Source organism: Streptomyces sp. NPDC003635 (genome assembly GCF_053587635.1).
This window is the reverse complement of the sequence record NZ_JBSFOK010000001.1, coordinates 304,914-325,726: the sequence shown is the minus strand read 5'-3', so window position 1 is coordinate 325,726 and position 20,813 is coordinate 304,914. Positions and strand designations below refer to the sequence as shown.

The 20,813-nt window shown below is 72.1% G+C and carries 20 protein-coding genes; 6 read left to right on the top strand and 14 right to left on the bottom strand.

Annotation, left to right across the window (positions count from 1 at the left end; translation table 11 throughout):
• The first annotated feature begins 307 nt into the window (after positions 1–307).
• Positions 308–1,933, top strand: a complete 1,626-nt coding sequence (locus ACWDRW_RS01530) for a protein kinase domain-containing protein (RefSeq protein WP_451718435.1) — start codon at positions 308–310, stop codon at positions 1,931–1,933.
• 74 nt (positions 1,934–2,007) lie between these two features.
• Here the strand turns inward: ACWDRW_RS01530 and ACWDRW_RS01525 are convergent, their stop codons facing one another.
• The gene (locus tag ACWDRW_RS01525; protein ID WP_451718432.1) at positions 2,008–2,550 is read right to left on the bottom strand and encodes a bacterial proteasome activator family protein; all 543 of its coding nucleotides are present in this window, start codon (positions 2,548–2,550) and stop codon (positions 2,008–2,010) included.
• A gap of 135 nt (positions 2,551–2,685) precedes the next feature.
• On the opposite strand from ACWDRW_RS01525, the gene ACWDRW_RS01520 reads away from it, so the two are divergent.
• Positions 2,686–3,066, top strand: coding sequence for a hypothetical protein (locus tag ACWDRW_RS01520; RefSeq protein WP_451718430.1), 381 nt, complete (start codon positions 2,686–2,688; stop codon positions 3,064–3,066).
• A 35-nt stretch (positions 3,067–3,101) separates the two neighbouring features.
• Here the strand turns inward: ACWDRW_RS01520 and ACWDRW_RS01515 are convergent, their stop codons facing one another.
• On the bottom strand, positions 3,102–4,082 hold the full coding sequence (locus ACWDRW_RS01515; protein ID WP_451718428.1) for an NAD(P)H-quinone oxidoreductase: 981 nt from the start codon (positions 4,080–4,082) through the stop codon (positions 3,102–3,104).
• A 149-nt stretch (positions 4,083–4,231) separates the two neighbouring features.
• Between ACWDRW_RS01515 and ACWDRW_RS01510 the strand changes: the two genes are divergently transcribed.
• Both ACWDRW_RS01510 and ACWDRW_RS01505 read left to right on the top strand, forming a co-directional pair.
• Positions 4,232–5,230 carry an ATP-binding cassette domain-containing protein gene (locus tag ACWDRW_RS01510; protein ID WP_451718426.1) on the top strand — a complete coding sequence of 333 codons (999 nt, stop codon included), beginning with the start codon at positions 4,232–4,234 and terminating at the stop codon, positions 5,228–5,230.
• Positions 5,227–6,075, top strand: a complete 849-nt coding sequence (locus tag ACWDRW_RS01505; RefSeq protein WP_451718424.1) for an ABC transporter permease — start codon at positions 5,227–5,229, stop codon at positions 6,073–6,075. Before ACWDRW_RS01510 ends, ACWDRW_RS01505 begins: the two co-directional genes overlap by 4 nt.
• A 17-nt stretch (positions 6,076–6,092) precedes the next feature.
• Here ACWDRW_RS01505 and ACWDRW_RS01500 read toward each other — a convergent pair whose 3' ends face one another.
• The 6 genes from ACWDRW_RS01500 to pdhA form a co-directional block, all read right to left on the bottom strand.
• Entirely contained in the window at positions 6,093–7,199 is a 1,107-nt protein-coding gene (locus tag ACWDRW_RS01500) for a potassium channel family protein (RefSeq protein WP_451718421.1), read from the bottom strand.
• Positions 7,187–8,605 carry a molybdopterin molybdotransferase MoeA gene (locus ACWDRW_RS01495; RefSeq protein ID WP_451718418.1) on the bottom strand — a complete coding sequence of 473 codons (1,419 nt, stop codon included), beginning with the start codon at positions 8,603–8,605 and terminating at the stop codon, positions 7,187–7,189. The genes ACWDRW_RS01500 and ACWDRW_RS01495 overlap by 13 nt, the downstream gene beginning before the upstream one ends.
• Entirely contained in the window at positions 8,602–9,525 is a 924-nt protein-coding gene (locus ACWDRW_RS01490) for an NTP transferase domain-containing protein (RefSeq protein WP_451718415.1), read from the bottom strand. Before ACWDRW_RS01490 ends, ACWDRW_RS01495 begins: the two co-directional genes overlap by 4 nt.
• A gap of 71 nt (positions 9,526–9,596) precedes the next feature.
• The gene (locus ACWDRW_RS01485; protein WP_451718412.1) at positions 9,597–10,967 is read right to left on the bottom strand and encodes a dihydrolipoamide acetyltransferase family protein; all 1,371 of its coding nucleotides are present in this window, start codon (positions 10,965–10,967) and stop codon (positions 9,597–9,599) included.
• A complete protein-coding gene (locus ACWDRW_RS01480) occupies positions 10,967–11,971 on the bottom strand; it encodes an alpha-ketoacid dehydrogenase subunit beta (RefSeq protein ID WP_451718409.1) in 1,005 nt (334 codons plus the stop codon). Before ACWDRW_RS01480 ends, ACWDRW_RS01485 begins: the two co-directional genes overlap by 1 nt.
• Positions 11,968–13,098, bottom strand: a complete 1,131-nt coding sequence (pdhA, locus tag ACWDRW_RS01475; protein ID WP_451718407.1) for a pyruvate dehydrogenase (acetyl-transferring) E1 component subunit alpha — start codon at positions 13,096–13,098, stop codon at positions 11,968–11,970. The genes ACWDRW_RS01480 and pdhA overlap by 4 nt, the downstream gene beginning before the upstream one ends.
• 190 nt (positions 13,099–13,288) lie before the next feature.
• Here pdhA and ACWDRW_RS01470 point away from each other — a divergent pair, with 190 nt between their 5' ends.
• On the top strand, positions 13,289–13,774 hold the full coding sequence (locus ACWDRW_RS01470; RefSeq protein ID WP_451718674.1) for an Lrp/AsnC family transcriptional regulator: 486 nt from the start codon (positions 13,289–13,291) through the stop codon (positions 13,772–13,774).
• Positions 13,775–13,786: 12 nt separating this feature from the next.
• On the opposite strand, the gene ACWDRW_RS01465 is transcribed toward ACWDRW_RS01470, so the two are convergent.
• The 3 genes from ACWDRW_RS01465 to ACWDRW_RS01455 all read right to left on the bottom strand — a co-directional run bounded on the left by ACWDRW_RS01465 (position 13,787) and on the right by ACWDRW_RS01455 (position 16,253).
• Positions 13,787–14,077 carry a hypothetical protein gene (locus ACWDRW_RS01465; RefSeq protein ID WP_451718405.1) on the bottom strand — a complete coding sequence of 97 codons (291 nt, stop codon included), beginning with the start codon at positions 14,075–14,077 and terminating at the stop codon, positions 13,787–13,789.
• Between the two features lie 71 nt (positions 14,078–14,148).
• Positions 14,149–14,739, bottom strand: a complete 591-nt coding sequence (locus ACWDRW_RS01460) for a TetR/AcrR family transcriptional regulator (RefSeq protein WP_451718403.1) — start codon at positions 14,737–14,739, stop codon at positions 14,149–14,151.
• Positions 14,736–16,253, bottom strand: a complete 1,518-nt coding sequence (locus ACWDRW_RS01455; RefSeq protein WP_451718400.1) for a 3-hydroxyacyl-CoA dehydrogenase — start codon at positions 16,251–16,253, stop codon at positions 14,736–14,738. The genes ACWDRW_RS01460 and ACWDRW_RS01455 overlap by 4 nt, the downstream gene beginning before the upstream one ends.
• 159 nt (positions 16,254–16,412) lie before the next feature.
• On the opposite strand from ACWDRW_RS01455, the gene paaN reads away from it, so the two are divergent.
• On the top strand, positions 16,413–18,104 hold the full coding sequence (paaN, locus tag ACWDRW_RS01450) for a phenylacetic acid degradation protein PaaN (protein WP_451718398.1): 1,692 nt from the start codon (positions 16,413–16,415) through the stop codon (positions 18,102–18,104).
• On the opposite strand, the gene ACWDRW_RS01445 is transcribed toward paaN, so the two are convergent.
• From ACWDRW_RS01445 to ACWDRW_RS01435, 3 genes are read right to left on the bottom strand one after another with little or no spacing between them, the layout of a single operon-like run.
• Positions 18,101–18,844, bottom strand: a complete 744-nt coding sequence (locus ACWDRW_RS01445) for a TrmH family RNA methyltransferase (RefSeq protein ID WP_451718396.1) — start codon at positions 18,842–18,844, stop codon at positions 18,101–18,103. The two genes, paaN and ACWDRW_RS01445, sit on opposite strands and share 4 nt — an antisense overlap.
• The gene (locus ACWDRW_RS01440) at positions 18,841–20,013 is read right to left on the bottom strand and encodes an HTTM domain-containing protein (RefSeq protein WP_451718394.1); all 1,173 of its coding nucleotides are present in this window, start codon (positions 20,011–20,013) and stop codon (positions 18,841–18,843) included. The genes ACWDRW_RS01445 and ACWDRW_RS01440 overlap by 4 nt, the downstream gene beginning before the upstream one ends.
• Complete coding sequence (locus tag ACWDRW_RS01435) at positions 20,010–20,723, bottom strand: DUF5819 family protein (RefSeq protein ID WP_451718392.1); 714 nt, start codon at positions 20,721–20,723, stop codon at positions 20,010–20,012. Before ACWDRW_RS01435 ends, ACWDRW_RS01440 begins: the two co-directional genes overlap by 4 nt.
• Between the last annotated feature and the right edge of the window lie 90 nt (positions 20,724–20,813).

Genomic DNA, 20,813 nt, shown 5'->3' with positions numbered 1-20,813 from the left:
TCCGTCGGCCACGCTACAGCCTCCGCCGGGGCCGCCGGTCCGTGATGGACCCCGCGGCCGGTCCATGACGGACCGGCCATGAAACCCGCTGGCCGCTCCGTCGTGCAAATTCTGTGTACCGGCCGTAGGGCCCCTGTAACGCTTGCGCGACGCTTCTTTCGCGTACGGTCACGGAACGGGCACCGAGCTTGACGTGTCACTGCCCTGGGGCAGACTTGGCCGGGAATAGCACTTTCGATCAACGACGGATCACCGACGGATCCACGACAATCGCCGGGCGCCGACGGGCTATGGGGGACACGGAGACATGAGCCAGGACGGCGCACAGGGGCGGTACACGGGACGAGCACTGGCGGCCGGCCGCTACCAGCTGCGCGACTTGCTCGGCGAGGGCGGAATGGCCTCGGTGCATCTGGCGTACGACGCCGTGCTCGACCGCCAGGTCGCGGTCAAGACCCTGCACACCGAGCTGGGTCGCGAACAGGCCTTCCGCGAGCGCTTCCGCCGCGAGGCCCAGGCCGTGGCCAAGCTCACGCACACCAACATCGTCTCGGTCTTCGACACCGGCGAGGACGACGTCGACGGGATGACGACGCCGTACATCGTCATGGAGTACATCGAGGGCCGTCCGCTCGGCTCCGTGCTCGACGAGGACGTCCGGCAGTACGGCGCGATGCCCGCCGACAAGGCGCTGAAGATCACCGCGGATGTGCTGGCGGCGCTGGAGATCAGCCATGAGATGGGCCTGGTCCACCGGGACATCAAGCCGGGCAACGTGATGATGACCAAGCGTGGCGTCGTCAAGGTGATGGACTTCGGCATCGCCCGCGCCATGCAGTCCGGGGTCACCTCGATGACCCAGACCGGCATGGTCGTCGGCACCCCGCAGTACCTCTCCCCGGAGCAGGCGCTCGGCCGGGGCGTGGACGCGCGGTCCGATCTGTACTCGGTCGGCATCATGCTGTTCCAGCTGGTCACCGGACGGCTGCCGTTCGAGGCGGACTCGCCGCTGGCCATCGCGTACGCGCACGTGCAGGAGGAGCCGGTGGCGCCCTCCGCCATCAACCGCTCGCTGCCGCCCGCGGTGGACGCGCTGGTCGCCCGCGCGCTGCGGAAGAACCCGAACGAGCGTTTCCCGAGCGCCGAGTCCATGCGCGACGAGTGCCTGCGGGTGGCGTCCTCCTTCCAGGCCGCCGCGCCCAGCATCGTGCCCGGCGCGCAGACCGCCAGCGGCGCCGGTGTCGGCTCCGCGGTCTTCCCGCCGGTCGACCAGTCGACGCCCGCGCCCACCGGCCCGGTCCAGACGCCGTACCAGCCGACCCCGGCGCCGAATCCGTACAGCACGCCGACGCCCGGACCCGCTCCGGCGTACGGCTACCCGCAGCAGCCGGGCTACCAGACGCCGGCCCCGGCCGGGTACGCCTCGACTCCGCCGCCGTACACGATCAGCCCGCAGCAGCCCGCCTCCGGTTCCGGGGGCGGCGGGCGCCGGAACAACAAGCCGGTGATCATCGGCTCGATCGTGGTGTCCGTACTCGCGGTGGGCGGCCTGATCGCCGCGCTGACGCTGAACGGCGGCGGGGCGGACGACGACAACCCGAAGGCCGACCCCAGCAAGTCCCCGACGGTGGTGGAGGGCCATCGCGGCCCGGACAAGACGAAGACCATCGAGACGGACAAGTGCACCGAGCCGGTGGAGTCGTACAACGACCCCGAGATGGTCGAGCTGCCCAACTTCACCTACAAGAACTACGACTCGGTGCGCGCCTGTGCCCGGGCCGCGGGCTGGGAAGTCGAGCGCAAGGACGTCGACGAGAACACCTTCGGCCAGGACACCGTCATGGAGCAGTTCCCGACGGCCGGCACGGACATCGACCCGGAGAACCCGCCGAAGATCTCGCTCAACGTCTCCACGGGCAACCCGCCGTCCTGACCCGGACACAGAGAAGGGCCCGGTGATTCCGGGCCCTTCCGCATGGATACGGCTGAATGAGGCGGGATACGGCTTTACAGGTACGGTCCGCCCGAGCGGCCGCCCGGGTGCTGTTCCTCGCCGTCGTGGCCGCCGACGCCCGGGGGCAGCGCGCGGCGCATCTGTTCCAGTTGGGCCCGGGCCGCCATCTGCTGGGCGAAAAGGGTGGTCTGGATGCCGTGGAACAGGCCCTCCAGCCAGCCGACCAACTGGGCCTGGGCGATCCGCAGTTCCGCGTCGGACGGGGTCGCCTCGTGGGTGAAGGGCAGGGAGAGGCGCTCCAGTTCCTCCACCAGCTCGGGGGCCAGGCCGTCCTCGAGTTCCTTCACCGAGCTGGCGTGGATCTCCTTGAGCCGGACCCGGCTGGCCTCGTCGAGAGGAGCCGCGCGCACCTCCTCGAGCAGCTGCTTGATCATGCTGCCGATCCGCATGACCTTCGCCGGCTGCTCCACCTGCTCCGTCACCGGAATCTCGCGGGAGTCCTCGTCCCCGTTGCCGCCACCGAGCGCCATGCCGTCCTGGCCCACGACCAGGATCTGCGGGTTCTCCGGCGACCTTTCGTTCCTCGGCATCTCCATGCCGCCATTCTCTCGCACCCGTCCATCTCACCAGCGTGGTGCCCCCCACGAGAGGTGATCCACCGTTTACGCCGGGTTCGACCTGTCGGCGGCGCCTGGAATGCCGGAGTGGCGAGGGAATGTGAGTCTTGTTCCGTGACTCGATGGCTGCGGACGGTACGGACGACGGGACTCCTCGTCGTCCTGATCGGCGCTTACGGGGGCGGGACGGCGTGCGGGGTGGACGCGACGCCGTCCGCCTCGGCCTCGCCCTCGGTGTCGCGGGCCGGGAGCCTCGCCGGTGAGGGGCGGGACCGGCCCGGACGGCCGGACGTGACGGTGCCGGACGAGGAGCCCGTGGCCGAACCCTCTCCCGCCGCCCCTTCGGAGGCCGCCGCCTCCCCCGCACCCGCCGAGGTCGTCGGTGTACGGGCCGAGCCCGTGCTCGAGGTGCTGCCGCTGGGCAGCGGCCTGATGCTGATCGGGCTCGGCCTCGGGCTCGCCTTCGTCGGCCTGCGACTGCGCCGGACCGACTGACCGACTGAGCCGGAGTCGGCTGACCGGCCGGCCGCTCAGTCCGTGACCAGCAGCACCTTGCCGATGTGCCCGCTCTCCTCCACGACCCGGTGCGCGGCCGCCGCGTCGCTCATCGGGAGCTCCCGGTCGACGACCGGACGCACATGACCGGCGTCGAGCAACGGCCACACGTGCTCGCGTACGGCCGCGACGATCGCCGTCTTCTCGGTCAGCGGGCGGGCCCGCAGCGAGGTCGCGCTGACCGCGGCCCGCTTGCCGAGCAGGGTGGCGATGTTCAGCTCGCCCTTGATCCCGCCCTGCATGCCGATGATCGCGAGCCGGCCGTTGACGGCGAGGGTGCGGACATTGCGGTCCAGGTACTTGGCGCCCATGTTGTCGAGGATGACGTCGGCGCCCGCCCCGTCGGTGGCCTTCTTGACCTCCTCGACGAAGTCCTGCTCCTTGTAGTCGATCAGGATGTCCGCGCCCAGCTCCGCGCACCGCCGAAGCTTCTCCGGGCTGCCGGCCGTGACCGCCACCTTGGCGCCGACCGCCTTGGCGAGCTGGATCGCCATGGTGCCGATGCCGCTGGAGCCGCCGTGCACGAGCAGGGTCTCACCCGGCCGCAGATGGGCGATCATGAAGACGTTCGACCAGACCGTGCAGACCACCTCGGGCAGCGCCGCCGCCCGGACCAGGCCGACACCCTCGGGCACGGGCAGCAGCTGACCGGCCGGGACGACGACCTTCTCGGCGTAGCCGCCGCCCGACAGCAGCGCGCACACCTCCTCGCCGACCGCCCAGCCCGAGACGCCGGGGCCGATCTCGGCGACGCGTCCCGAACATTCCAGGCCCGGATAGGGCACCGCGCCGGGCGGCGGGTCGTAGAAACCCTGCCGCTGCAGGATGTCGGCCCGGTTCACGGCGCTCGCCGCCACCTCGACCAGGACCTCGCCCTCACCGGGCTCCGGATCCGGCACCTCGGCCCACACCAACGCCTCGGGCCCGCCGGGTTCGTCAATCGTGATCGCATGCATGAGGGGGACGCTACTCCTCGGTCCCCGGTCCCATCCCGCCTCGGTCCTCGGACCGGTTCGGTGAGAAAACCCGGTGCGGCACCGATGAGTTTGGGCGACGGTAAAGGTCTCCCCATGCGTAACCACAGTGCGCGGAAGGATGACTCACCATGAGCCAGCACACGTCAGCCCTGGCCATCGAGACCGCGGGCCTGGTGAAGACGTTCGGCGAGACCAGGGCCGTCGACGGAGTGGATCTGTCGGTCCCGGCCGGCACGGTCTACGGCGTCCTCGGCCCGAACGGCGCCGGGAAGACCACCACCGTGAAAATGCTCGCCACTCTCCTTCGGCCCGACGGCGGCGAGGCCCATGTCTTCGGCCACGACGTCGTACGCGAGGCGGACGAGGTGCGCGGCCGGGTGAGCCTGACCGGCCAGTACGCGTCGGTCGACGAGGACCTCACCGGCACCGAGAACCTGGTGCTGCTGGGCCGTCTCCTCGGCCACTCCAAGCAGACCGCGCGCCTGCGCAGCGAGCAGCTGCTGGAGGCGTTCGGGCTGTCCGAGGCCGCCGGGAAGCAGGTCAAGCACTACTCGGGCGGCATGCGGCGCCGTATCGACATCGCCGCCTCCATCCTCAACACCCCCGATCTGCTCTTCCTCGACGAGCCGACGACCGGGCTCGACCCACGCAGCCGCAACCAGGTGTGGGACATCGTGCGCGCGGTGGTCGCCCAGGGCACGACCGTGCTGCTGACCACGCAGTACCTCGACGAGGCCGACCAGCTGGCCTCCCGGATCGCGGTCATCGACCACGGCAAGGTCATCGCGGAGGGCACCAAGGGCGAGCTGAAGGCGTCGGTCGGCGCCGGGTCCGTCCACCTGCGGCTGCGGGAAGCGGGACAGCGGGCGGAGGCGGAGCGCGTGCTGCGGACGGCGCTGGACGCCGCCGTACAGCTGGAGCCCGATCCGGTGGCGCTGACCGCCCGGTTGTCCACGACGGCCGGGGACAACGCGGCGGAGCAGGCCTCGCGGGCACTCGCCGAGCTGGCCCGCGGCGGCATCACCGTCGACAACTTCTCGCTGGGCCAGCCCAGCCTGGACGAGGTGTTCCTCGCCCTCACCGGACACAGGACCAGCGACGACACCAAGGACGAGGTGGCGGCATGAGCACCGCGACGAGCACGGAAGCCAAGGAACTCGCCCCCGTCAGCACCGAGTCGCTCGCCGCGCTGCTCGTCACCGGTGAACGGCCGCCCCGGCCGAGCGCGCTGTCGGCCTCGCTGACCTTCGGCTGGCGGGCGATGCTGAAGATCAAGCACGTCCCGGAGCAGCTCTTCGACGTCACCGCGTTCCCGATCATGATGGTGCTGATGTACACGTACCTGTTCGGGGGCGCCCTGGCCGGGTCGCCGAAGGAGTACATCCAGTTCCTGCTGCCGGGCATCCTGGTGATGTCGGTCGTGATGATCACGATGTACACCGGGGTCTCGGTCAACACGGACATCGAGAAGGGTGTCTTCGACCGGTTCCGCTCGCTGCCGATCTGGCGGCCGTCGACGATGGTCGGCTATCTGCTCGGCGACGCCCTGCGGTACACCATCGCGTCGGTCGTGATGCTCGCCGTCGGCATGATCATCGGCTACCGCCCGGACGGCGGCGTGGCCGGAGTGCTCGCCGGGATCGCGCTGCTGGTGGTGTTCTCGTTCGCGTTCTCGTGGATCTGGACGATGTTCGGGCTGCTGCTGCGCACCGAGAAGTCGGTGATGGGCGTCAGCATGATGGTGATCTTCCCGCTGACCTTCCTGTCCAACGTCTTCGTCGACCCGAAGACCATGCCGGGCTGGCTCCAGGCCTTCGTCAACAACAGCCCCATCACCCACCTGTCCTCGGCGGTGCGGGAGTTGATGGCGGGCGACTGGCCGGCCGACGAGATCGCCTGGTCGCTGGGGTGGGCCGGGCTCTTCGTCGCGGTCTTCGGGCCGATCACGATGCGGCTGTACAACCGGAAGTAGTCCGTGGGGAAGGCGCCTCAGTCCTGCGGGATCGGGCGGACGTCGGGTGCCACCTGGGTGCTCGGCGTCGCCCGCACGATGGTGATGAGGCGGTCCGTGGCCTGGAGCGTGCCGACGTCCGGGTGGTCGTAGCCGAGGACGCGGTGGCCGCGGACGACGCTGACGACCAGGTCGGCCGTCTCGCGCGGGCCCTTGCCCACCTCGGCCTTTATGACCGGCCGTTCGGCGAGGTCGAGTCCGCTGCCCTGCTGGATCAGGTCCTCCATCACCATGCCGGCCGCGGGGCTGAGCACCGACAGGCCGAGGAGCCGGCCGGCCGCGCTGGCGCTGGTGATGACCGCGTCCGCGCCGGACTGCTTCAGCAGCGGGGCGTTCTCCTCCTCGCGCACGGCGGCCACGATCTTCGCGCCGCGGTTGAGCTGGCGGGCCGTCAGCGTCACGAGGACGGCGGTGTCGTCGCGCTGGGTGGCGATGATGACCTTCCGGGCCTTGTGCACCTCGGCCCGCTTCAGGACGTCGCTGCGGGTGGCGTCCCCGACGATGCCCGCGTAGCCCTCGGCGGTGGCGGCGTCGATCGCCTTGGAGCTGGGGTCGACCACGATGACATGCTCCTTCTTCAGTCCCGTCGCGCAGACGGTCTGGATCGCCGAGCGCCCCTTGGTGCCGAAGCCGACGACGACGGTGTGGTCGCGCAAGGCGGACCTCCAGCGGTTCAGACGCCATTCCTCCCGGGTGCGCTCGGTGAGGACCTCCAGCGTGGTGCCGACCAGGATGATCAGGAAGAGCACCCGCATGGGCGTGATGACAAGGATGTTGGTGAGCCGGGCGGTGTCGCTGACCGGGGTGATGTCGCCGTAGCCCGTGGTGGAGAGGGTGACGGTCGCGTAGTAGAAGGCGTCGAGGAAGTCGAGGCTGCCGTCGGAGTTGTCGTTGTAGCCGTCGTGGTCGGCGTAGACGATGAGGGCGCAGACGAACAGCAGCGTCAGCGCCATGGCAACCCGCTTGGCGACCTGCCGGAACGGATGCTCCACCACCTTCTTCGGCAGCTTCACCCGTTGCGTCACCAGGCGTTCGTCCGGCTGGCGGGCGATGACGTCATGGCCCGGAAGTTTCACGTGAAACACACCCCGATCCCTGAGGACGCCCAGGGCAGGTCCAGCAGTTCCGCCTCGTCCCCGGCCCCGGTACCGCCCGGCGGTACGACGGCCAGGGCGTCGGCCGCCGCGACGCCCCGGAGCATCGCCGGGCCGTTGTAGTGCAGCGGGACGGCGTGGTCGCCGCGCAGCACGACCGGGACGAGCCGGGTGTCGTGCGGATGCCCGTGCGTCGCGTCCCGCAAGGGCAGCAGGTAGGGCTCGGGGGCGGGGCGCGCCGCGAGGGTACGCAGCAGCGGCTCGGCGAGCGTGAGCAGTGCGGAGACGGCCGCGAGGGGGTTGCCGGGCAGGCCGACCAGGTGCTGGTTCTCCTTGGTGCGGGCCAGCAGCATGGGGTGGCCGGGGCGCACCTTGACGCCGTCGACCAGGAGTTCGGCGCCGATCCTGCGCAGGGTGGGGTGGACGTGGTCCACCGGCCCGGAGGCGGTGCCGCCGGTGGTGACGATCAGGTCGGCCTCGGAGTAGGCGACGGCCTTGTGGAGCGCCTCGGCGTCGTCGCCGAGCCGGCGCACGGTGGCGACCTCGGCGCCCAGCGCACGCAGCCAGGGCGGCAGCATCGGACCGAGGGCGTCCCGGATCAGGCCGTCGTGCGGCAGCCCTTCGGTGAGCAACTCGTCGCCCAGGACGAGCACGTCGACACGCGGCCGGGGGACGGCGGTGACGGTGTCGTAGCCCGCGGCGGCGGCGAGGCCGAGGACGGCCGGAGTCACCAGGGTGCCGACGGGGAGGAGTTGGTCGCCGGAGCGGCACTCCTGGGCGCGGGGGCGGATGTCCTGGCCGTGCTGGAGGGTGGGGGTCCCCCCGGTCGGGCCAAGCCGAGACGGGGGGAGGGTGGGGTGCAGCCGGCCCATGTCGTCGGTGCGGCCGTGTTCGCTGCGCAGCACGGCGGTGGTGTCCGGCGGGATCCGGGCGCCGGTGGCGACGCGGACGGCCTCGCCGTCGGTGAGCGGGGCGGGCTCGGCGTGTCCGGCGAGGATCCCCGTGTCCCGTACGGCCCAGGGGCCGGGGCCCGCGACCGCCCAGCCGTCCATCGCGGAACTGTCGAAGGAGGGCAGGTCGGTGAGGGCGGCGAGGGGGGCGGCGAGGGTGAGGCCGAGCGCCTCGTCGAGGGGGGCGGAGACGGGGGCTCTGCGGGCGCCGCGGCCCCGTCCCGCGCGGGCCGCGAGGGCACGGGCCTCGGGCCAGGGGGTGGCCCGGTGGTGGCCGTCGCCGGGCCCGTGGCGCTGCTTGTCCTGGTGCTGGTCGGGGCTCTCGGGCCGCTGCCTCGGTGCCGGGGCGGGGCCGCCCGCGGGGTGGGGCTCCTTCACGAGGGCGAGTACCTCCTCGACGTCGAGGTCCTCGGCGTCCTGGTCGGTCCGGACGCTGCGGGGGGTCATCCGGCGTCCGGGGTCGGGCCGGACTCCGCGTCCGCTCCGGGCGTCTTCTCGTCCGCCCAGCGCAGGGCGAGGGCCGCGGCCTTGCGGCCGGCCTCGGCGACCGCCTCGGGGCCGCCACCGGCGTGAGCCGCCGCGTAGCCGACGAGGAAGGTGGTCAGCGGGGCCGCGGGCCGCGCCACGCCGTGGGCGGCGTCGCGGGCGAGGTCCAGCAGGAGCTTGGTGTCGACGTCGAGGTCGATGCCCAGCTCTTCCTTGACTGCGGAAATCCATTCATCCAACACGTGCCCATGCTCCCTGATGCGTGCCCTGGCGGTGGCGATGTCGTCCCAGGTGTCGCAGTCGAAGGACGCGACGGGGCCGGGGACGCGGTTGAGGCGGAGACCGGAGGTGAGACGGCGCAGGGGCAGGCCGGTCAGCGCGCCGTGCTCCTGGCCGAGGGCCGCGAGGCCGGCGCGCAGCGCGGGCGCGCGGTACGCGGCGACGAGGGGCTGGTCACGGCCGTCGGCGTCGGTGAGCAGCGCGCCGTCCGTGTCGCCGACGGCTCGCAGGAGCCGTTCCACGGTGACCGCGTCGAGGAACGGCAGATCGGCGGAGAGCAGCAGGATCCGGTCCGCCGAGGTACGGCGCAGACCGGCGTCGAGGGCGGCGAGCGGGCCGCCGCCGGGCGGGTCCTCGCGGGCCCAGGTCACCGGGCGCGCGGTGGGCCTCGGGCCGGCGACGACGACGGTGGCGCGGGCGTCGGCGCAGGCGGCGAGGACACGGTCCAGCAACGGCCGCCCGCCGACTCGCAGACCGGGCTTGTCCGCACCCCCGAGCCGCCGCGCGGCACCCCCGGCGAGCACGACGGCGTCATACGCCTCGGTCGTGGGCTCGTCCGGGTGCTCGGCCTCGGGCTCGGCCGGCGGCTCGTACGCGGTCACCCCATGAGTATGCGTGTCCCGGCGATCACAGGGAACGGGCGATCACCGGGAACGCGTGGGAGGCCGCGCGATCAAAGGGTGCGCAGCAGGACCGCCGGCTGTTCCACGCAGTCGGCGACATAGCGCAGGAAGCCGCCCGCCGTGCCGCCGTCGCAGACCCGGTGGTCGAAGGTGAGCGAGAGCTGCACGACCTGGCGCACCGCCAGCTCGCCCTCGTACACCCACGGCTTGGGGATGATCCGGCCGACGCCGAGCATGGCCGCCTCGGGGTGGTTGATGATCGGCGTGGAGCCGTCGACGCCGAACACGCCGTAGTTGTTCAGCGTGAAGGTGCCGCCGGTGAGTTCCGCGGGCGTCAGCGCGCCGGTGCGGGCCGACTCGGTGAGCCGGGAGAACTCCGCGGTCAGCGACTCCGCGTCCCGCGCGTGGGCGTCCCGGACGACCGGGACGACCAGTCCCCGCTCGGTCTGCGCGGCGAAGCCCAGGTGGACGTGGTCGAACTGGACGACCTCCCGGGCCTCCATGTCCACGGTGGAGTTGAGCTCCGGGAAGCGGGCGAGGGCCGCGGTGCAGATCCGCGCCAGCAGAGCCAGCAGGGAGATCTTCGAGCCGCCCGCCGCGTTCATCGAGGTACGGGCGCGCATCAGCTCCGTCGCGTCGGCGTCCACCCAGCAGGTCGCGTCCGGGATCTCACGCCGGCTGCGCGAGAGCTTGTCGGCGACGGCCCCGCGGACGCCCTTGAGGGGGACGCGCAGTCCCTCGGCGGGAGCGGAGGAGCGGACGGGGGCCGGTGCGGGTGCGGGTGCGGGGACCTCCGGGGCTGTGGCGGTGCGCCCCTGTGCGGCGGCGGCGCGCAGGGCGTACTCCACGTCGGCGCGCAGGATCAGTCCGTCGGGGCCGGAACCGGTCATCTCGCGCAGGTCCAGGCCGTTCTCACGGGCGAGGCGGCGCACGAGCGGGGAGATCACGGGGACGGGGCCGTCACCGCGGGTCTCCTCCTCGACCGGTGCCGTGTCCCGCACGCCGTGCCCGGCGGCGGTGCCGACCGGACGCGCCACGCTCTCCGCGGGGGGCGCGGCCGAGCCGTTGGCCGACGGCGGGGCCGGGCGGACCCTCCGGCGGCGGGCCGGGGCCTCCGAGGTGCCGTAGCCCACCAGGACGTTGCCCGATCCCTCGGCGTCGGACCCGTCGGCCGGTGCCCCGACGGCGACCGTGATCAGCGGCGCCCCGACGGGCAGCTCCGTGCCCTCCTCGCCGAAGCGGGCGGTGACCACGCCGGCGTAGGGGCAGGGGACGTCGACCATCGCCTTCGCGGTCTCGACCTCGACGACCGGCTGGTCGACGGCGACGACGTCGCCGACCTGGACCAGCCAGCGCACGATCTCCGCCTCGGTGAGCCCCTCCCCGAGGTCGGGGAGCTTGAACTCCAGCACCTGTGCCATCAGCTCTCGGCCTCCCATTGCAGACGCCCCACGGCGTCCAGGATCCGGTCCACGCCGGGCAGGTGGTGACGCTCCAGCATCGGTGGCGGGTAGGGGATGTCGAACCCTGCGACCCGGAGCACCGGCGCCTCCAGGTGGTGGAAGCAGCGCTCCGTGACGCGGGCCGCGATCTCCCCTCCCGGGCCGCCGAACCCGCCCGACTCGTGCACGACGACCGCTCGCCCGGTCCGTCGCACCGAGGCACAGACCGTCTCGTCGTCGAACGGCACCAGTGAGCGCAGGTCGACGACCTCGAGGTCCCAGCCCTCCTCGCGGGCCGCCTCGGCGGCTTCGAGGCAGACCGGCACGGACGGACCGTACGTGATCAGCGTGGCGCTCCGGCCGGAGCGCCGCACCACCGCGCGGCCGATCGGTTCAACGTGCTGCGGCTCCTCCGGGTTCCAGGAGTCCTTCGACCAGTACAGCCGCTTCGGCTCCAGGAAGACGACCGGGTCGTCCGAGGCGATGGACGCCCGCAGCAGACCGTAGGCGTCGGCGACCGTGGCGGGCGTGACGACATGGAGGCCGGGGGTCGCCATGTAGTACGCCTCGGAGGAGTCGCTGTGGTGCTCGACTCCGCCGATGCCGCCGCCGTAGGGCACCCGGATGGTGATCGGCAGCGGCATGGTGCCGCGGGTGCGGTTGCGCATCCGGGCGACGTGGCTGATCAGCTGCTCGAAGGCGGGGTAGGCGAAGGCGTCGAACTGCATCTCCACGACCGGGCGCAGTCCGTACATCGCCATGCCGACGGCCGTGCCGAGGATGCCGGCCTCGGCGAGCGGGGTGTCGGTGCAGCGGTCCTCGCCGAACTCCTTGGCGAGTCCGTCGGTGACCCGGAAGACGCCGCCGAGGGTGCCGACGTCCTCGCCCATGACGTGCACGGACGGGTCGTCGGCCATCGCGTCGCGCAGCGCGCGCGTGAGGGCCTGCGCCATGGTGGCGGGCTTCACCGCGACGGTGGTCATCGCATGTCCCCTTCGGCGTCCAGCTCGGCGCGCAGCTGGCTCTGCTGGGCGCGCAGTTGCCGGGTGGGCTCGGCGTACACATGGGCGAACAGGTCCATGGGGTCGAGCACCGGGTCCTGGTTCATCCGCTCGCGCAGGTCGGCGGCCATGGCCTCGGCGTCGTCCCTGGCGGCCTGCTTGCCGGCCTCGTCGATCAGGCCGCGCTCGGTGAGCTCGTGCTCCAGCAGGGCGATCGGGTCGTGTCCGCGCCAGGTCTCGACCTCGGCGTCGCCGCGGTAGCGGGTGGCGTCGTCGGCGTTGGTGTGGGCGTCGATGCGGTAGGTGATCGCCTCGATCAGGGTGGGCCCACCACCGGCCCGCGCGTGGCGCACGGCGTCGGTCAGCACCTCGTGCACGGCGACCGCGTCGTTGCCGTCGACCAGACGGCCGGGCATGCCGTAGCCGACGGCCTTGTGGGCCAGCGACGGAGCCGCGGTCTGCTTGGCGAGCGGTACGGAGATCGCGAAGCCGTTGTTCTGGACCAGGAAGACCACCGGCGCCTGCCAGACGGCCGCGAAGTTCAGCGCCTCGTGGAAGTCGCCCTCGCTGGTGCCGCCGTCGCCGACGAGCGCGAGCGCGACCACGTCGTCGCCCTTGAGGCGGGCGGCGTGGGCGAGCCCCACGGCGTGCGGGAGCTGGGTGGCGAGCGGGGTGCACAGGGGGGCGATGCGGTGCTCGTGCGGGTCGTAGCCGGTGTGCCAGTCGCCGCGCAGCAGCGTCAGCGCCTGGACGGGGTCCAGGCCCCGGGCGACGGCCGCGAGGGTGTCGCGGTAGCTGGGGAAGAGCCAGTCGCGCTCCTCCAGGGCGAGCGCGGCCGCGACCTCGCAGGCCTCCTGGCCGGTGGTGGACGGGTACACGGCGAGCCTGCCCTGCTTGGTCAGGGCTGTGGCCTGGGCGTTGTACCGACGGCCCCGCACCAGCTCGGCGTAGAGCCGGCGCATCAGGCCGGGGTCGGCCTTGGCGGCCGCTTCCGTGCCGAGGACGCGGTAGGGCTCGGCGTCGGGCAGCAGCGGCGCGGGGTCCATGCGGGGCTGCCAGGCGGGCGGCGGCGATGGCCGGTACGCGCCTCGCTGCTCCATGACCGTCATGACGGCACCTCCTCGTGGGAGCGGCTACGGGAGGCGGGTCGGCTGTGACCCGCCTCACCTACCGATTGTTCGGTCGTCGGCACATTTTGGCTACAGGCACCTCCAGGCTGTGGACAAACGGTTCTCCACAGCCTGGAATGAACGCAGTACGTCCACGACAGGGAGGCGGGGGGACATGGCACCTGAACAAATGGCCGACAGCCCCGACGGGGGCGGTCCGCTGCCGCCGCCGCGTCCCCTCGACGCCATCGATCAGGACATCCTCCAGATGCTCCAGGCGGACGGCCGCGCCTCCATACGGTCGGTCGCCGAGCGGGTCCACGTCTCGCGCGCCAACGCCTACGCGCGCATCAACCGTCTCATCGAGGACGGTGTCATCCGGGGTTTCGGCGCCCGCGTGGACCATGAACGCGCGGGGCACGGGACGTCGGCGTACATCACCTTGAAGATCGTGCAGAACACCTGGCGCACCGTCCGCGAGCAGCTCAGGCAGTTGCCGGGGGCCTCGCACATTGCGCTGGTGGGGGGCGATTTCGACGTCCTGCTGCTGGTGCACACGCCCGACAACCGGGCCCTGCGCGAGCTGGTGCTGACCCGGCTCCAGGCCATCCCCGAGGTGCTCAGCACCCGCACCCTGCTGGTGTTCGAGGAAGAGGACCTGGAGCCCCAGGGCTAGGCCGACCGGGTCTCAAGCCATGGTCGTGGCCAGCAGCGCCACGAACACCAGCGGGAGCATCAGGCACAGCAGACCGGCCGCAGCCGCCGCGTTGCGCAGCATCCGCGCCGACCGGCGCCGCGGCAGCGCCCAGGCGACCACGAACAGGCCGAACCCCCAGTAGCCCACGCCCCCGTAGACCCCGAAAGCGCCGACGCCGAAGACGGCGCACTGCCACGCGAGCAGCGTCAGCCCGATCAGGGTGACCACAAGAGGCGTCCGCCACCACGTGAGGTCGGGCGACAGCGTGTCGTTCTGGCTCATGCGCCCCAGTTCAGCAGCCATTGCGGCCGGGGATCATGGGGTGGCGTACTCATCCGGGCACGCGCGCGTGCTCACGCGGCCTGGCGCAGGCCCCCGAAGACCACCCGCGCGACGGCGTCGGCGACCTCGCGCTCGTTCATGCCCCGGCTCTCGGGGCGGTACCACTCCACGATGGAGTTGATCATCCCGAAGACCAGCCGGGTGGCCAGCCTGACCTCCACGTCACCGCGCACGTCCCCGTCGGCCGCCGCCGCCTTCAGCAGCTCGGCGACCTCGTGGTCGAAGTCCCGGCGCCGCTCCAGCGCCCACCGCTCGGTACCGGTGTTGCCGCGGACCCGCAGCAGCAGGGTCACGTACGGCAGATCGGCTATCAGCACCTCGACCATGCGCCGGACGACGTGCTCCAGGCGGTCCGAGGCACGCCCCACGCGCGCGGGCTCCTCCTCGAGGATCCCGAAGAGACCGTCCAGCGCCCGGCTCACGGCCCGGCGCAGCAGCTCCTCCTTGCCGGTGACGTGGTGGTAGATCGACGACTTGGAGATGCCCGCCGCGCGGGAGAGGTGCTCCATGGAGGTGCCGTCGTAGCCGCGTTCGTTGAAGACCTGGACGGCCACCGACAGCAGCGTCTCGGGGGTGTACGTGTCGCGCTTGGCGGTGGTCATGAGCCGCTGCCCTCCCGCTTGTCGGTGGCGTACGCGTGCCGGTAGAGCGCCAGGGAGGGCGCGTACCGCCCCGAGGGGTCGCGCAGATGGAGGTCGTCGAGGAGGGCGTAGGCCCAGTTGCGGCCGAGCCTGCGGCTCCACTCGAAGGGGCCCAGCGGGTAGTTCACGCCGAGCCGCATCGCGACGTCGACGTCCTCCTCGGTGGCCACCCCCTTGGCGACCGCGTCATGGGCGAGGTCGACGATCCGGGCGACCGTGCGGGCGACGATCATGCCGGGCACGTCGCCGATGACGCTGACGTCCTTGCCGAGCGCCTGGAACAGGCCGGTGGCCTCGGCGAGGGTCTGCGGGGAGGTGTCCTGGGAGGCGGACAGGGCGATACGGGTGGCCCGGCGGTAGTCCAGGGCGAGGTCGAAGTAGACGACGTCCCGGAACTCCACCGAGGTCTGCCCGTCGGCGAGCGCCAGTTGGCCGCCGCCGGGCAGGACGAGCCGGGTGCCGTGGTCCTCTTCCTCCTCGCGCACCGGGACGCCTGCCTCGCGCAGCAGCGTGAGCAGTTCGGCGGCCGGGCCCAGATCGCCCTCGGCGACGACATACGCGGGCGCGCGCTCGGGCTCGGCGGTGTGCGGTTCGGAGCGCCCGGCGTCCTGCGCGTAGTCGTACCAGCCGTGTCCGCTCTTGCGGCCGAGGCGGCCGGACTCGACCAGCCGGCGCTGGGCGAGCGAGGGCGTGAAGCGGACGTCCTGGAAGAAGGACTGCCACACGGAGTGGGTGACGGACTCGTTGACGTCCTGCCCGATCAGGTCGGTCAGTTCGAAGGCGCCCATCTTGAAGCCGCCGCACTCGCGCAGGACCGCGTCGATGGTGGCGGGGTCGGCGCCCTGCGCCTCGTAGACCGCGAAGGCCTCGGCGTAGAAGGGCCGCGCGATGCGGTTGACGATGAAGCCGGGGGTGTCGGCGCAGGCGACGGGGGTCTTGCCCCAGGCGCGGGCGGTCTCGTACGCGCGCGTGGCCGAGGTGACGTCGGTGGCGAACCCGGAGACGACCTCGACCAGCGGCAGCAGCGGGGCCGGGTTGAAGAAGTGCAGGCCCACGAAGCGGCCGGGGTTGGCGAGGGCGCCGCCGATCGCGGTGACCGACAGGGAGGAGGTGTTGGTGGCGAGCAGACAGTCGTCGGCGACGACGTCCTCCAGCGCCCGGAACAACTCCTGCTTGACGTCCAGGCGTTCCAGTACGGCCTCGATCACCAGGGCGCAGTCGGCGAGGTCGGAGAGCGTCTCGGCCGGCCGGAGCCGGGCGCGCGCCGCGTCCCGGTCGGTGTCGGTCAGCCGGTCCTTCTCGACGAGCCGGTCGAGCCGGGCGCCGATCGCGGCGGCCGCCTCCTGGGCCTTCCCGGGCACGGAGTCGTACAGCCGTACGGGATGGCCGGCGACCAGCGCGACCTGGGCGATGCCCTGGCCCATGGTGCCGGTGCCCACGACGGCCACAGGGCTGCTGAGGTCGAGTGCTGTCATGTCCGCGATCCTCCCGCACGGGGTTTTCCACAGATGCGGCGGACCCCCTTGTACCGACCGATCGTTCGGTTACTCTAACTCTCGATGGCTGTTCCTGCCCATGTTTCTGCCAGGTCATGAACTCGACGAGGAGTTCTCGAGACTAGGAGTTGGTCCCGCATGGCCGCCGCCCTGACCCCCCACGACCTGATCGCCAAGCACCGGCCCACCCTCGACCAGGCGCTCGAAGCCATCCGCACCCGCGCGTACTGGTCCCCGCACCCCGAGCACCCCAAGGCCTACGGCGAGAACGGCAGCCTGGACATGGCGGCGGGCAAGGCCGCCTTCGACGCCCTCCTCGGCACCCGGCTCGACCTCGGCCAGCCCGGCACCGACGGCTGGGTGGGCGGCGAGACCTCCCCGTACGGCCCGGCGCTCGGCGTCGAGTACCCGCACGCGGACGTGGACGTGCTGCTGCCCGCCATGAAGGCCGGACAGAAGGCCTGGCGGGACGCGGGCGCGGAGATGCGCGCGGTGGTCTGCGTGGAGATCCTCAAGCGGATCAGCGACCGCACCCACGAGTTCGCGCACGCGGTCATGCACACCTCCGGGCAGGCGTTCATGATGGCGTTCCAGGCGGGCGGCCCGCACGCGCAGGACCGCGGTCTGGAGGCCGTCGCCTACGCGTACGTGGAGCAGGTCCGCACCCCCGACACCGCGGAGTGGACCAAGCCGCAGGGCAAGAAGGACCCGCTCGCGCTGACCAAGGCGTTCACGCCGGTCCCGCGCGGGGTCGCGCTGGTCATCGGCTGCAACACCTTCCCGACCTGGAACGGCTACCCGGGCCTGTTCGCCTCCCTCGCCACCGGCAACGCCGTGCTGGTCAAGCCGCACCCCCGGGCGGTGCTGCCGCTCGCGCTCACCGTCCAGGTCGCGCGCGAGGTCCTGACCGAGGCCGGTTTCGACCCGAACCTCGTCGCGCTCGCCGCGGAGCGGCCCGGCGAGGGCATCGCCAAGACGCTCGCCGTGCGCCCGGAGATCCGGATCATCGACTACACCGGTTCGACCGCCTTCGGCGACTGGCTGGAGGCCAACGCCCGCCAGGCGCAGGTCTACACGGAGAAGGCCGGCGTCAACACGGTGCTCGTGGAGTCGACCGACGACTACAAGGGCATGCTGTCCAACCTCGCGTTCTCGCTGTCGCTGTACAGCGGACAGATGTGCACGACGCCGCAGAACCTGCTGATCCCCCGGGACGGCATCCGCACCGAGGGCGGTCCGCGCTCCTTCGACGAGGTCGTGGCGGACCTCGCCCGCGCGGTGGACGGACTGCTCGGTGACGACGCCCGGGCGAACGCGCTGCTCGGCGCGATCGTGAACCCGGACGTCAAGGCCCGCCTGGAGGCGGCGGCCGGGCTCGGCGAAGTGGCCCTCGCCTCACGGGAGATCAGCAACCCGGACTTCCCCGACGCGGTCGTCCGTACGCCGGTGGTCGTGAAGCTGGACGGGGCCAAGCCGGACGACGAGGCCGCGTACATGAGCGAGTGCTTCGGCCCGGTGTCGTTCGCGGTGGCGATGGACTCCGCCACGGACGCGGTGGAGCTGCTGCGGCGGACGATCCGCGAGAAGGGCGCGATGACGGTCGGGGCGTACACGGTCGACCCGGAGGTCGAGGCCGCGGTCCAGGAGGTCTGCCTGGAGGAGGCGGCGCAGCTGTCGCTCAACCTGACGGGCGGGGTGTACGTGAACCAGACCGCCGCGTTCTCCGACTTCCACGGATCGGGCGGCAACCCGGCGGCGAACTCGGCGCTGTGCGACGGGGCCTTCGTCGCCAACCGGTTCCGCGTGGTGGAGGTACGGCGGGAGGCCTAGGAGCCGCTGAACGCGCTCCAGTGGTAGAGCGTCATTCCGACGCTCGTCGCCAGGTTGTAGCTGCTCACCTGGGGGCGCATCGGCAGGGACAGCAGGTGGTCCGCCCGGTCGCGGACCTCCGCCGACAGTCCGGTGCGTTCCGAGCCGAAGGCCAGGACGGCGTCGTCCGGGAGCTTCACGCCCCGGATGTCGTCGCCCTCCGGGTCCAGGGCGAACAAGGGCCCCTCGGGCAGTTCCTCCGCCGTCACCCGCTCCACCGCCGTCGCGAAGTGCAGGCCCGCGCCGCCGCGGACGACCGTGGGGTGCCAGGGGTCGAGCGTGCCGGTGGTGATCACGCCCGTCGCGCCGAAACCGGCGGCCAGCCGGATGACCGCGCCCGCGTTGCCCAGGTTGCGCGGCTGGTCGAGGAGGACCACCGGGGTCGTGCGCGGCCTCGCGGCCAGCCGCTCCAGGTTGGCCGCGCGGGACGGCCGTACGGCCAGTGCCGCCACCGCCGTGGGATGCGGGCGCGGGACCAGGGCGCGGTAGGCCTCCTCGGGGATCTCCGTCAGCAGGTCCGCCAGGTGGTCGCGTACGTCCGGGGCCAGCTCGTCCGCCAGGGCCAGGGCCGCGTCCCGGTCCACCGCCACCGCCACGGGCACCTCCGCCCCGAAGCGCACCGCGTGCTTGAGGGCGTGGAAGCCGTCCAGGAGTACGGCGGTGTCGGCGAGGCGGTGCCAGGTGGTGACGGGGGCGGTCATGACGGCGAGCCTACGTGGGTGGGCTCGGGGTTCTCCGGGCTGCGGGGCTCGGGGAGCGGCACACCGCTCTTGCGGCGGAGGGGGACCCGGGCCGCCCGGGCGCCCACCCGGCGCAGGAACGACGTCGGCAGGAAGACCGCGTCCGCCGCGATCATCGCCAGGGAGAAGAACGGCAGCCCGAGGACGACCGCGATCACCGCGTGCTCGAACATCATGGCGGCCAGCAGGACGTTCTTGACCCGCCGGTTGAACAGCGTGAACGGGAAGGCGACCTGGACCAGGACCGTCCCGTACGTCACCAGCATCACCATGGTGCCGCTGGCCGTCAGGGCCTCGGCGAGTGCGGGCCAGGGGGAGAAGTAGTCCAGGTGCAGGGGGTAGTAGACGGCGGTGCCGTCGCCCCAGCGGGAGCCCTGGATCTTGTACCAACCGGCGGTGGCGTAGATCAGACAGGCCTCGGCCATGATCACGAGCAGGGCGCCGTTGTGCACGACGTTCGCGACGACGTCGAGGAGGACGCGCGGCTCGGCGGTCTTCGCGCGGCGCCCGACGATCCACCACACGGCCTGGGCGATCCACACCGTCCACAGGACCAGGGGGACCGTCAGGTCGCCGTCGAGGCGGCCCGCCAGCGTCGCGGCCACGAGGATCAGGCCGAGGACGGACCACAGGAGCGGGCCGACCCGGTCGGGCCGCCGGTCCCCGCTGCGGGCGTCCAGGGACCAGACCTGGCCGCAACGGGTGAAGACCAGGTAGATCGACATCAGGTGCAGGACGTTGTCGCCGCCGTCGCCCATGAAGATGGAGCGGTTCTGCAGGGACAGCACGCCGACCATGAACAGGACCGACATCGTGCGCGTCCGCCAGCCGAGCAGCAGCAGGACGGCGAAGAGCACGGCGAGGGCGTAGACCAGCTCGAACCAGAGGCGGCCGTCGGTCCAGATCAGGGCCGTGAAGGCGCCGTTCGTGCCGATCAGCTGCTGACCGAGCTCGAAGTTCCAGGGGCCGTCGGGGCCGTACAGCTCATGGCGGTGGGGCAGCTCGCGGAGCAGGAACAGCAGCCAGGTCGCGGCGAAGCCGATGCGGACGATCGCCGTCTGGTACGGGCCGAGAGCGGACTCGGTGATCCGGGCGATGCCGGCCGAGACGGCGAGGGCGAAGCGGTTCACGCCGGCTCCCCCTCGGTCTCGTCCTCGGGGACCTCCCACCAGGGCAGCACGCGGTACACCGGCTTGTCCGGCACCTTCTCCTCGCTCCAGTCGGGCGGGGGCACGTTGGTGGTCCGCGAGCGGACCTGGACGCGCTCGACGAGGCCACCGGGCTCCGCGGCCCCCTCGCGGTCCAGACGCAGGACCACGATGCGGCGCAGATACGACTCGGCGAGCTCGCCGCGCAGGCCGACCGGACGGTTGTCGGTGTCGTGCGTGGCGACGAGGAAGTCCCAGGCGCGGCGCAGCTCGTTCTGCTGGGTGTGGCTGGGCAGCAGATTGCCGTCGATGTCCCGGCCGTCCTGGGCGGACAGGTCGTACCAGCCGGTCGTGCGCATCTCACCGTTCGCCTCGCGGACCTCGGCGCGGACCTGCACGGCGATGTTCTGCTGGAGCGGGTTGGGCGCGAAGAGCTTCCAGTTCTGCTCGAACTCCGGATAGATCCAGTCGTTGATGGCCGAGCCGTGCTGCTTGCTGACCGTGTTCGAGGGCGCGACGTGCAGGAAGACCATGCCGACGTGGACACAGACGGCGACCGCGACGACGGCGAGCGCGAGGGCGGCGGCTATCTGGTAGCGCAGGGACAGGGCGGCCACGCCGACCCGCGGCTCGGGAGCGGGCTCGGGCGGCGGCCCGTGGCGGGCGTCACCCGCTGCGTCGTACGCGCCCATCCCGCCCCCTTCCCCGATTCCGGTCCGTCCTGCCGCACCGGAACGGTACTCAGGCCCGCCGCCGGGCACAGCCCTCTCGGTCGCGGCAGG

Coding starts and splice junctions, on each gene's coding strand:
- ACWDRW_RS01530 (WP_451718435.1), top strand. CDS start 308: ATGAGCCAGGACGGCGCACAGGGGCGGTACACGGGACGAGCACTGGCG.
- ACWDRW_RS01525 (WP_451718432.1), bottom strand. CDS start 2,550: ATGGAGATGCCGAGGAACGAAAGGTCGCCGGAGAACCCGCAGATCCTG.
- ACWDRW_RS01515 (WP_451718428.1), bottom strand. CDS start 4,082: ATGCATGCGATCACGATTGACGAACCCGGCGGGCCCGAGGCGTTGGTG.
- ACWDRW_RS01510 (WP_451718426.1), top strand. CDS start 4,232: ATGAGCCAGCACACGTCAGCCCTGGCCATCGAGACCGCGGGCCTGGTG.
- ACWDRW_RS01505 (WP_451718424.1), top strand. CDS start 5,227: ATGAGCACCGCGACGAGCACGGAAGCCAAGGAACTCGCCCCCGTCAGC.
- ACWDRW_RS01495 (WP_451718418.1), bottom strand. CDS start 8,605: ATGACCCCCCGCAGCGTCCGGACCGACCAGGACGCCGAGGACCTCGAC.
- ACWDRW_RS01485 (WP_451718412.1), bottom strand. CDS start 10,967: ATGGCACAGGTGCTGGAGTTCAAGCTCCCCGACCTCGGGGAGGGGCTC.
- ACWDRW_RS01480 (WP_451718409.1), bottom strand. CDS start 11,971: ATGACCACCGTCGCGGTGAAGCCCGCCACCATGGCGCAGGCCCTCACG.
- pdhA (WP_451718407.1), bottom strand. CDS start 13,098: ATGACGGTCATGGAGCAGCGAGGCGCGTACCGGCCATCGCCGCCGCCC.
- ACWDRW_RS01470 (WP_451718674.1), top strand. CDS start 13,289: ATGGCCGACAGCCCCGACGGGGGCGGTCCGCTGCCGCCGCCGCGTCCC.
- ACWDRW_RS01465 (WP_451718405.1), bottom strand. CDS start 14,077: ATGAGCCAGAACGACACGCTGTCGCCCGACCTCACGTGGTGGCGGACG.
- ACWDRW_RS01460 (WP_451718403.1), bottom strand. CDS start 14,739: ATGACCACCGCCAAGCGCGACACGTACACCCCCGAGACGCTGCTGTCG.
- ACWDRW_RS01455 (WP_451718400.1), bottom strand. CDS start 16,253: ATGACAGCACTCGACCTCAGCAGCCCTGTGGCCGTCGTGGGCACCGGC.
- paaN (WP_451718398.1), top strand. CDS start 16,413: ATGGCCGCCGCCCTGACCCCCCACGACCTGATCGCCAAGCACCGGCCC.
- ACWDRW_RS01445 (WP_451718396.1), bottom strand. CDS start 18,844: ATGACCGCCCCCGTCACCACCTGGCACCGCCTCGCCGACACCGCCGTA.
- ACWDRW_RS01435 (WP_451718392.1), bottom strand. CDS start 20,723: ATGGGCGCGTACGACGCAGCGGGTGACGCCCGCCACGGGCCGCCGCCC.